This window comes from Streptomyces sp. Ru71 (genome assembly GCF_002920535.1).
Lineage (GTDB): Bacteria > Actinomycetota > Actinomycetes > Streptomycetales > Streptomycetaceae > Streptomyces.
This window is the reverse complement of the sequence record NZ_PQSS01000139.1, coordinates 1-8607: the sequence shown is the minus strand read 5'-3', so window position 1 is coordinate 8607 and position 8607 is coordinate 1. Positions and strand designations below refer to the sequence as shown.

The window sequence follows — 8607 nt, the reverse complement described above, 5'->3', positions numbered from 1 at the left end:
GGAGGCCTGATGGCTGGGGGCATGGGGGCCAGGAGCCTGCGGGCCGGTGAACTTCGGACCTGGGGTCTCCAGGCCTGGGGTCTTCGGGTCCGGAGCCTGGTGGCTGGAGGCCTGTCGGCCAGAGGTCTGCGAGCCGGGGGGTTGCTGGCCGGCGGACGGCTGGCCGAAGGTCTGCGGACCGAGGGCCTCCTGGCCGGGGGCTTGTTGGCCGGGGGCCCGGACGCCGGGGGTCTGCTGGACAGGGGCCTGCGCGCCGGTGAGCTCCGGGCCGGGGGTCTGGCCAAAGTCCTGCGCGCCGGTGAGCTTCGGGCCGGGGGTCTGGTTGCCGAAGTCCTGTGGGCGGGGGCCTCCTGGTCGGGGTGTTGTCGGATGGGGTGCGGGGCTGTGGGCGGCGGCGCGGCGAGGCCGGGCGGGGTGGGGGGATCGGCTGGCGGGTTCTCGTGGTTGTGGGCCGGGAACGGGTCCTTCGGGGCCACGATGCCGTAGGTCTCCTCCCGGGCCGGCTGTGACGGGCCGGTGCTGTGCTGCGCCGGCGTCTCCTGGCCCGGCAGGGGGTGTGTGGCCTTCGACCGTCGCCATGGCAGCCGGCTGCGGCGCTCGGGCGGCACCGGCTCCGGTCGGGGGCCGCCGATCCTCGGCCGTACGGGCGGTGCGGAGGCTGCCCCGCCGGCCGTCGCGGCGGCCGGGATCCGGCCGGCGGTTCTCGGGGCGCCGGCCTCCGTGCCGGCTCCGCGTGCCCTGCCGCGCCACGCCCGTACGATCAGCGCCAGCGGGATCGCCGCCGTCCCGGTCCACAGCACGGTCGCGGCGCCGACCTGCCACCACACCGGCCCGAACCGGGCGAGTGCCGCCACCCCGAGCGGCCCGCCCGCCAGCGCCGCGAGGCCGGCGAGGAAGGCCCCGCACAGCACCGCCGCGAGTGCCGCGGCCCCGGCGGTCCGCCCGCGCGGCCACACCCCGTCCGGCCGCCCGTGCCGACCGCTGCTCACGCCGCTCGCCGCCACCCCGAGAAACCAGCCGACCGTCACCCCGGCCGCCAACGGCACCCCGGCCGTGGCCCAGTTCAGCGGGGTTCCGGGGCCGCCGGTCGGGACGGCCGCCAGCAGCGGGAACGGCGGCAGCTGCGGGACCGGGTCGGAGGCCAGCGGACCGGTGAGATGCCCGACGGACAGGGAGAAGCCGGGGCCGAGCGCATAGGCGGCGGCCCACACCGCGGCGTTCGGCACCAGCACCAGGCACAGCAGCAGCACCGCGAACCGGCCCGACCAACCCGTCGTCAGCTGCAGGAACGACCCGTGCGCCGCCCCGCTGTGCCACACCAGCGACACCGCCACCAGCAGCGCCCCGCCCCCGATCAGCACCGCCGCGCCGGCGCACGCGGCCCGCGCGGCCGCGCCCAGCCGGGCCCGTGCGTCCGCGCCGAGCAGCAGCCGCCGCACCGGTCCCGGCAGCACCACCAGCACGCTGTCCAGCGGCTCGCGGGGGTGCCCGTGCGCCGTCCACACCCCGGCGCCGGCCGCCGCCACGACGAGCAGGCCCAGCGGCGCCGGACCCGGCCAGGTCCAGGCCGGCCGCAGCTCCCCGCGCGAGGACACGTACAGCAGGGCCGCCGCGCCGACACCCAGGTAGCCGAGGACGACACCGGCGAAGGCCGTACGGCCCCGCACGAGCGGCCCCGTGTCATGGCCGTAGACCGCGTCCCGGGCCGCCCGGTGCACCAGCCACACCGGCACCACCGTCAGCAGCAGCGGGGTCACCCCCACGGGGGCGGGCAGGCCGGAGAGGGTGTCGGTGCGGACCATCTCCGCGCCGTGCCCCAGCAGCCAGAGCGCGGCCGCGATGTGCAGGGCGCCGCCCGGTCCGCTGTCCGGGAACGGCGAGCTGATCCACAGCATCATCACGAGCACGGCGAGCGAGCCGAGCCCCAGGCCCGCGGCGACCGCGCCGCCGAGCAGGCTCGTGCCCAGCCCGGGCGACCGCCTGCGCATCCGCAGGAGCAGGGGCGGCAAGGACGATCGACGGTCGGTCATCTGGCTCACGACCGCCATGGTCCCAACGACACGCGCTTTCCGGGCGTAACGGGCGAAGCTCCGTTGTGTCGCTCAATATACGTTTATGTTCTTTTTCGTACGAAGGGGTGTCCGGTGACGCAGAGCCCTGCCATCCCGCTCCCCCCGCCCGAGGAACGCCGACGCCTGCGTGAGGCAGGCGCGCTGACACACGCTCAGGTCGCCGACCGGCTGGGCGTGTCGAAGGGTGCGGTGCGCGCGTGGGAGTCGGGCCACTCGACTCCCCGCGGCCCGAAACGGGAGGCGTACGTGGAGCTGCTGGAATCGCTGGCGGGACGATCCGACCAGGTGACGGAGGGTCAGGGCGATGCCGCCGGGGCGCCCGGACACGGGGAAGCGTCCTCTGGCGCACGCTCACTGACGCCCGCTCAGGCGTTCGACGCGCTCTACGCCTTCTGCGCCCCGGCGCTGGTCCGGCAGGCGTATCTGCTCACCGGGCGGCGGGAGCTGGCCCGGGAGTCGGTGGAGCGCGCCTTCCAGCAGGCCTGGGAGCGCTGGCCCGAGGTGGCCCGGGACCGCGACCCGGCGGGCTGGGTGCGGGCGACGGCGTACGAGTACGCGCTCTCCCCCTGGCACCGGTTCCGCCCCCGCTACCGGCACCCCGAACCACCGCCGGCCGCCCCGGCCGACCGCGCGCTGATGGACGTACTCCTCAAGCTGCCGCCGTCGTACCGGCGCACACTGCTGCTCTACGACGGGGTCGGCCTCGGGCTGCCGGAGACGGCGGCGGAGACGGAGGCGAGCACGCCCGCGACCGCGAAGCGGCTGCTGCACGCGCGGGAGGCGCTCGTCGCCCGGCTGCCGGAGCTGGAGGGCCCGGCGGTGCTGCACCGGCGGCTCACGGAGGTCGCCGGGACGGAGCGGCTGCGTGCGCCCCGGCCGACGAACGTGCGGGTCGGCAGTGAACGCCGGGCGCGGTTCTGGGCGCGGGCGGCCATCGCGTTCACGGTCACGATCATCGGTGCGACGGCGTTCACGCTCCGCTCGGCCCCCACGCAGTACGAGCCACCGGTTCCCCCTGGAGAGGCGGTACGCGGAGTGCCGGCCAAGCCTGCACCGGGGCCGCTGTCCAAGGCGGAACTGGAGCTGCGGGAGAAGCTGCGGGAGGCGCCGATGAGCGGACCGGAACGGTTGGCTCCATCGGCTTGGTGAGCGGCCACAACAGCCGGCCCGGGGGCGCGGGGCCGTTTCGGTGTGCGGCTCCGCCGCGTGGGCGCGACCAGCCCACCACCCGCCGGCACCCGGCACATGACCCGAACGCCGGCGGGCCCGCCCCCACGCAGGGGACGGGCCCACCGACGATCGGTCGGTACGCTCAGCCGGCCAGGATCTCGCGGGCGAGCTTGGCCGTCTCGGTCGGCGTCTTGCCGACCTTGACGCCGGCGGCCTCAAGGGCCTCCTTCTTGGCCTGTGCGGTGCCAGAAGAGCCGGAGACGATGGCGCCGGCGTGACCCATGGTCTTGCCCTCGGGCGCCGTGAAGCCCGCGACGTAGCCGACGACCGGCTTGGTCACGTTCTCCTTGATGAAGGCCGCGGCCCGCTCCTCGGCGTCGCCGCCGATCTCGCCGATCATGACGATCAGGTCGGTGTCGGGGTCGTCCTGGAACGCCTTCAGCGCGTCGATGTGGGTGGTGCCGATGATCGGGTCACCACCGATGCCGACGCAGGTGGAGAAGCCGATGTCACGCAGCTCGTACATCATCTGGTACGTCAGCGTGCCGGACTTCGACACCAGGCCGATACGGCCCGGCTTGGTGATGTCGGCCGGGATGATGCCGGCGTTCGACTGGCCGGGGGTGATCAGGCCGGGGCAGTTCGGGCCGATGATCCGGGTCTTGTTGCCCTTCTTGCCGGCGTACGCCCAGAAGGAGGCCGTGTCGTGCACGGCGACGCCCTCGGTGATCACGACGGCCAGCGGGATCTCGGCGTCGATGGCCTCGACGACCGCGTCCTTGGTGAACTTCTCAGGGACGAAGATGACCGTGACGTCGGCGCCGGTCTTCTCGATGGCCTCCTTGACGGAGCCGAAGACCGGGACCTCGGTGCCGTCGAAGTCGACCGTGGTGCCGGCCTTGCGCGGGTTCACGCCGCCGACGATGTTGGTGCCGGAGGCCAGCATGCGCTTGGTGTGCTTCTGGCCCTCGGAGCCGGTCATGCCCTGGACGATGACCTTGGATTCCTTGGTGAGGAAGATAGCCATGGTGTTCTGTGACCTCGTCCCTTACTTCGCGGCAGCAGCCAGCTCGGCGGCCTTGTCGGCCGCGCCGTCCATGGTGTCCACGCGCTGCACGAGCGGGTGGTTGCGGTCGTCCAGGATCTGGCGGCCCAGCTCGGCGTTGTTGCCGTCGAGGCGGACGACCAGCGGCTTGGTGACCTCTTCGCCCTTGCTCTCCAGGAGCTCCAGGGCCTGCACGATGCCGTTGGCGACGGCGTCGCAGGCAGTGATGCCGCCGAAGACGTTGACGAAGACGGACTTGACGTCCGGGTCGCCCAGGATGATCTCCAGGCCGTTCGCCATCACCTCGGCGGAGGCGCCGCCACCGATGTCGAGGAAGTTGGCGGGCTTGACGCCCTTGTGGTTCTCACCGGCGTACGCGACGACGTCCAGGGTGCTCATGACGAGACCCGCGCCGTTGCCGATGATGCCGACCTCGCCGTCGAGCTTGACGTAGTTGAGGTTCTTCTCCTTGGCGGCCGCCTCAAGCGGGTTGGCGGCGGCCTTGTCGTGGAGCTCCTCGAAGTCGGGGTGACGGAACTCGGCGTTGTCGTCCAGGGAGACCTTGCCGTCGAGGGCGATGACCTCGCCGGAGGCGACCTTGGCCAGCGGGTTGACCTCGACCAGGAGGGCGTCCTCCTTGACGAAGACGTCCCACAGCTTGACGAGGACGTTCACGACCTTGTCCGCGACCTCGGCCGGGAACTTCGCGGCCTCGACGATCTCGCGGGCCTTGGCCTCGTCCACACCGTCGATGGCGTCGATCGCGATCTTCGCGACGGCCTCGGGGCGGGTGGCCGCCACCTCCTCGATCTCCATGCCGCCCTCGACGGAGGCGATGGAGAGGAAGGTGCGGTTGGCACGGTCGAGGAGGAAGGAGACGTAGTACTCCTCCAGGATCTCCGGGGCCGTCTCGGCGATCATGACCTTGTGGACCGTGTGGCCCTTGATGTCCATGCCGAGAATGTTGGTCGCGTGCTCGACCGCCTCGTCGGTGCTGGCGGCGAGCTTCACGCCACCGGCCTTGCCACGGCCGCCGACCTTCACCTGGGCCTTGACGACGGACTTGCCACCGAGGCGCTCAGTGGCTGCGCGGGCCGCCTCAGGCGTGTCGATGACTTCACCGGCCAGCACCGGTACATCGTGCTTGGCGAAGAGGTCCCTCGCCTGGTACTCGAACAGGTCCACGCGCTTCCGTCCCTATCGTGATCTCGCGGTTCGTTGGATGCGTGGGCGTGCCGCGAAGGGCAACGTGACGTCCGCTTGTCACAAGGGAGGCGCACACGGTGTCCGAGCGCGCGGCATGTCCGTCTCGCAGGTTATCCCCGCTGGCGTTTCGGCTCTAAATCGGAGGTCACACCTGAGCGGTGATACCCGTCACACGATGCCGCGCCTCACGGCACCCAGTGCCAGGCGGTGCGGGACCTCACCGGGCTGGGGTTGACCCGGTGAGGCCTTCGAGCCGCCCTGAAGGGGCCGGGAACCTCCTCGCCGAGGGCCCGGAGGACCTCCCGGAGGCGCGCGTCCCGCTCAGGGCGAGGCGGGCGATCCCCACCCCAATGGGGACCGTCCGCCTCCTTACCGCGGGGCTCCCTCCGGACAAGCCGACGGCTTTCGGCCATCCGGGGTCCGTCGGCCCCACGGAGTCCGTCCGGGCTTCCTGCGCCTACCCACCGGTGTCATGGACATACCCTGCCTCGCGTCAGACTGCCTCGCGTCAGGGGCCGGCCGGTACGGGCAGTGGCCGTCTCTCGATCGCCGCCGCCATCACCTCCGGGAAGAGGTCGGGCGTGCAGGCGAACGCCGGTGCGCCCAGCGCGGCGAGCGCCGCCGCGTGCTCCCGGTCGTAGGCGGGCGCCCCCTCGTCCGACAGCGCGAGCAGCGTCACGAACTGCACCCCCGACCCCTTCATCGCCGCGACCCGCTTCAGCATCTCCTGGCGTATGCCGCCCTCGTACAGATCGCTGATCAGCACGACCACCGTCTCCGCGGGCCGGGTGATCCGCGACTGGCAGTAGGCGAGCGCCCGGTTGATGTCCGTCCCGCCGCCCAGCTGGGTGCCGAACAGCACGTCCACCGGGTCGTCGAGCTGGTCGGTGAGGTCGACGACCGCCGTGTCGAAGACGACGAGCCGCGTGCTGATCGACCGCATCGAGGCCAGCACCGCCCCGAAGACGGAGGCGTACACGACGGACGCCGCCATCGACCCCGACTGGTCGACGCACAGCACGACGTCCTTCCTCACCGACCGCGAAGCCCGCCCGTACCCGACGAGCCGCTCGGGTACGACCGTCCGGTGCTCCGGCAGGTAGTGCTTGAGATTGGCCGCGATCGTGCGGTTCCAGTCGATGTCGTGGTGGCGGGGCCGGTGGACGCGGGCGCTGCGGTCCAGCGCGCCGGTGAGCGTGGCCCGGGTGCGGGTGGCGAGCCGCTTCTCCAGGTCTTCGACCACCTTGCGCACGACGGCCCGCGCGGTCTCCTTCGTCGACTCCGGCATCGCCTTGTTCAGCGACAGCAGCGTCCCGACGAGGTGCACGTCGGCCTCGACCGCCTGGAGCATCTCCGGCTCCAGCAGCAGCGTGGACAGGCCGAGCCGGTCGATGGCGTCCCGCTGCATGACCTGGACGACGGAGGACGGGAAGTAGGTGCGGATGTCCCCCAGCCAGCGCGCCACGGACGGCGCCGACGCCCCGAGGCCCGCCGCTCGGTCCCGGCCCCCCTGCGCCTTGTCCCCCTTCCCGTACAGCGCGCCCAGCGCCCCGTCCATCGCCGCGTCCCGGCCGGACAGCGCACACCCGGTACCGTCCGCCGCGCCCCCACCGAGCACCAGCCGCCAACGCCGCAACCGCTCCCGCGCCAACTGATCCACCTCGCCCTGCGGGGCCGCCTGGCGTGCAGGGAGCGCCTCGTGCTCCGGGGCCACCCGGTTTGCCGGGTCCGGCAGGTCCGGTCGGTCGGCTCCTGTGGTCGCTTCCGTCGTCATCCGCCCACGCCCGCGAGATCGTTGTCGTCGGACATCGTCCGGGCCTCGCCCAGGCCCAGCAGCAGCCGCACCACGGGCAGCACCGCGTCCGCCCGCTCGGTGTCGAGGCCAGGCCCGAAGCCCGGGACGCCGTCCGCGCCGTCGGCCGTACTCCCCCGCTCCCTCGGCCCGCGCCGCACCAGCTCGCCGAGCGTTCTGCGTACCCCCGGCTCGTACGCCGAGAACGTCCGCCGCAGCAGGGGCAGTACATCCGTGAACGCCTCCGCAGGCACCCCGGTCAGCCAGCCGTCGACCAGAGCGAGCAGCTGCTCGTCGTGCACCAGCAGCATCCCGCCGCCCCCGCCGCCGACGAAGCCCTCGATCCACGCGGCCGCTTCGGCCGGCGGCGTCCCCGGCGACAGGGCGAGCCCCATCAGCCGGGCCGCCGCGTCCTGGTCCAGCTCGCCGGCGTCCAGCAGCAGGCGTGCGGCTCGCCCGCGGATCACCCCGGGCACCGTGTCCCGCCCCGACAGCACCCGCAGCACGCCCAGCCAGCGAACACGCAGCCCGCCCCGCCCCTCGGCCGGGCTGTCCTCCGGCCTGCTCGCCGCACCGCCCGAGGCGGCCGGGGGGTCGGCCAGCAGCCCCACCGCCGTGTGCACGGCGTCCACATGGCGCCGCATCTCCGCGGCGGCGTCCGCGTCGAGCGCGGCACAGGCCGGAGGCAGACCGACGAAGACCCGCTCGGCGAGGCCCGCGGCGACCTCCGCCAGCGCCCCGGTGTCGGTGCCCCGCACGTCGCCGTAGCGCAGGGCGCGGACCAGCGCGGGCAGGGCCTGCGCGAGATGACCGACGTCCGCGTCGAGCGCGGCCCGGTCGGCGAGGACCCGCATCACCGTGGGCAGCGCGCCGGCGAGGCCGGCCAGGAGGCACTGCTCGGCGAGCGCGGTGACCTCCGCCAGGGACTGCGCGGCGACCGCGTCCGCCTCCGCCCTGCCGGTCGCCGCCGCGAGCACGGTCGTGCCCCACACCCCGGCCTCCGCGACCCGCACGGACAGCTCCGGTTCCCAGTCCAGCCGCCAGGTCTCCCGGAACGTGCCCGTGCTGCCCCGTGAGGCGACCGGCTCACCCCAGTCGATCCGCAGCAGCCGCAGCCGGTGCAGCAGGCGGCTGCGCTCGGCGTCGGTCTCCTTGCGCAGGTCCAGTTCCAGCTCCCGACGCGCCGCCTCCGGCTTGAGCGCAGCCGGCGCTGCAGCCGCTCCAGGTCGCGCTGCAGCGGCACGGCCGGCGCCGTCCGCGGCACCTCCCCCAGCACGTCGCCCACGACGAGCCGGTCGTGGACCAGCGCCAGCGGCACGTCC

Annotated in this window: 5 protein-coding genes and 1 pseudogene; 1 reads left to right on the top strand and 5 read right to left on the bottom strand. The window is 73.6% G+C overall.

Annotated elements, in window-relative coordinates; genetic code table 11:
* Positions 1 to 2030: DUF6350 family protein (locus C3489_RS37380; RefSeq protein WP_374936811.1), on the bottom strand; the 2030-nt coding region annotated here is incomplete at its 3' end.
* Positions 2031 to 2144: 114 nt separating this feature from the next.
* Here C3489_RS37380 and C3489_RS37375 point away from each other — a divergent pair.
* Entirely contained in the window at positions 2145 to 3221 is a 1077-nt protein-coding gene (locus C3489_RS37375; RefSeq protein WP_103786590.1) for a helix-turn-helix domain-containing protein, read from the top strand.
* A gap of 163 nt (positions 3222 to 3384) precedes the next feature.
* Here C3489_RS37375 and sucD read toward each other — a convergent pair whose 3' ends face one another.
* The 4 genes and pseudogenes from sucD to C3489_RS37355 form a co-directional block, all read right to left on the bottom strand.
* On the bottom strand, positions 3385 to 4269 hold the full coding sequence (gene sucD / locus C3489_RS37370; RefSeq protein WP_103786589.1) for a succinate--CoA ligase subunit alpha: 885 nt from the start codon (positions 4267 to 4269) through the stop codon (positions 3385 to 3387).
* 21 nt (positions 4270 to 4290) lie between these two features.
* The gene (gene sucC, locus C3489_RS37365) at positions 4291 to 5472 is read right to left on the bottom strand and encodes an ADP-forming succinate--CoA ligase subunit beta (RefSeq protein ID WP_103786588.1); all 1182 of its coding nucleotides are present in this window, start codon (positions 5470 to 5472) and stop codon (positions 4291 to 4293) included.
* Between the two features lie 529 nt (positions 5473 to 6001).
* The gene (locus C3489_RS37360) at positions 6002 to 7267 is read right to left on the bottom strand and encodes a VWA domain-containing protein (RefSeq protein WP_258055127.1); all 1266 of its coding nucleotides are present in this window, start codon (positions 7265 to 7267) and stop codon (positions 6002 to 6004) included.
* Positions 7264 to 8607: pseudogene (locus C3489_RS37355) on the bottom strand (DUF5682 family protein); the annotation flags it as partial. The gene C3489_RS37360 and the pseudogene C3489_RS37355, both read right to left, overlap by 4 nt.

Bases quoted from the DNA above. Each gene is read 5' to 3' on its own strand.
- sucD (WP_103786589.1), bottom strand. From the start codon at position 4,269: ATGGCTATCTTCCTCACCAAGGAATCCAAGGTCATCGTCCAGGGCATG.
- C3489_RS37360 (WP_258055127.1), bottom strand. From the start codon at position 7,267: ATGACGACGGAAGCGACCACAGGAGCCGACCGACCGGACCTGCCGGAC.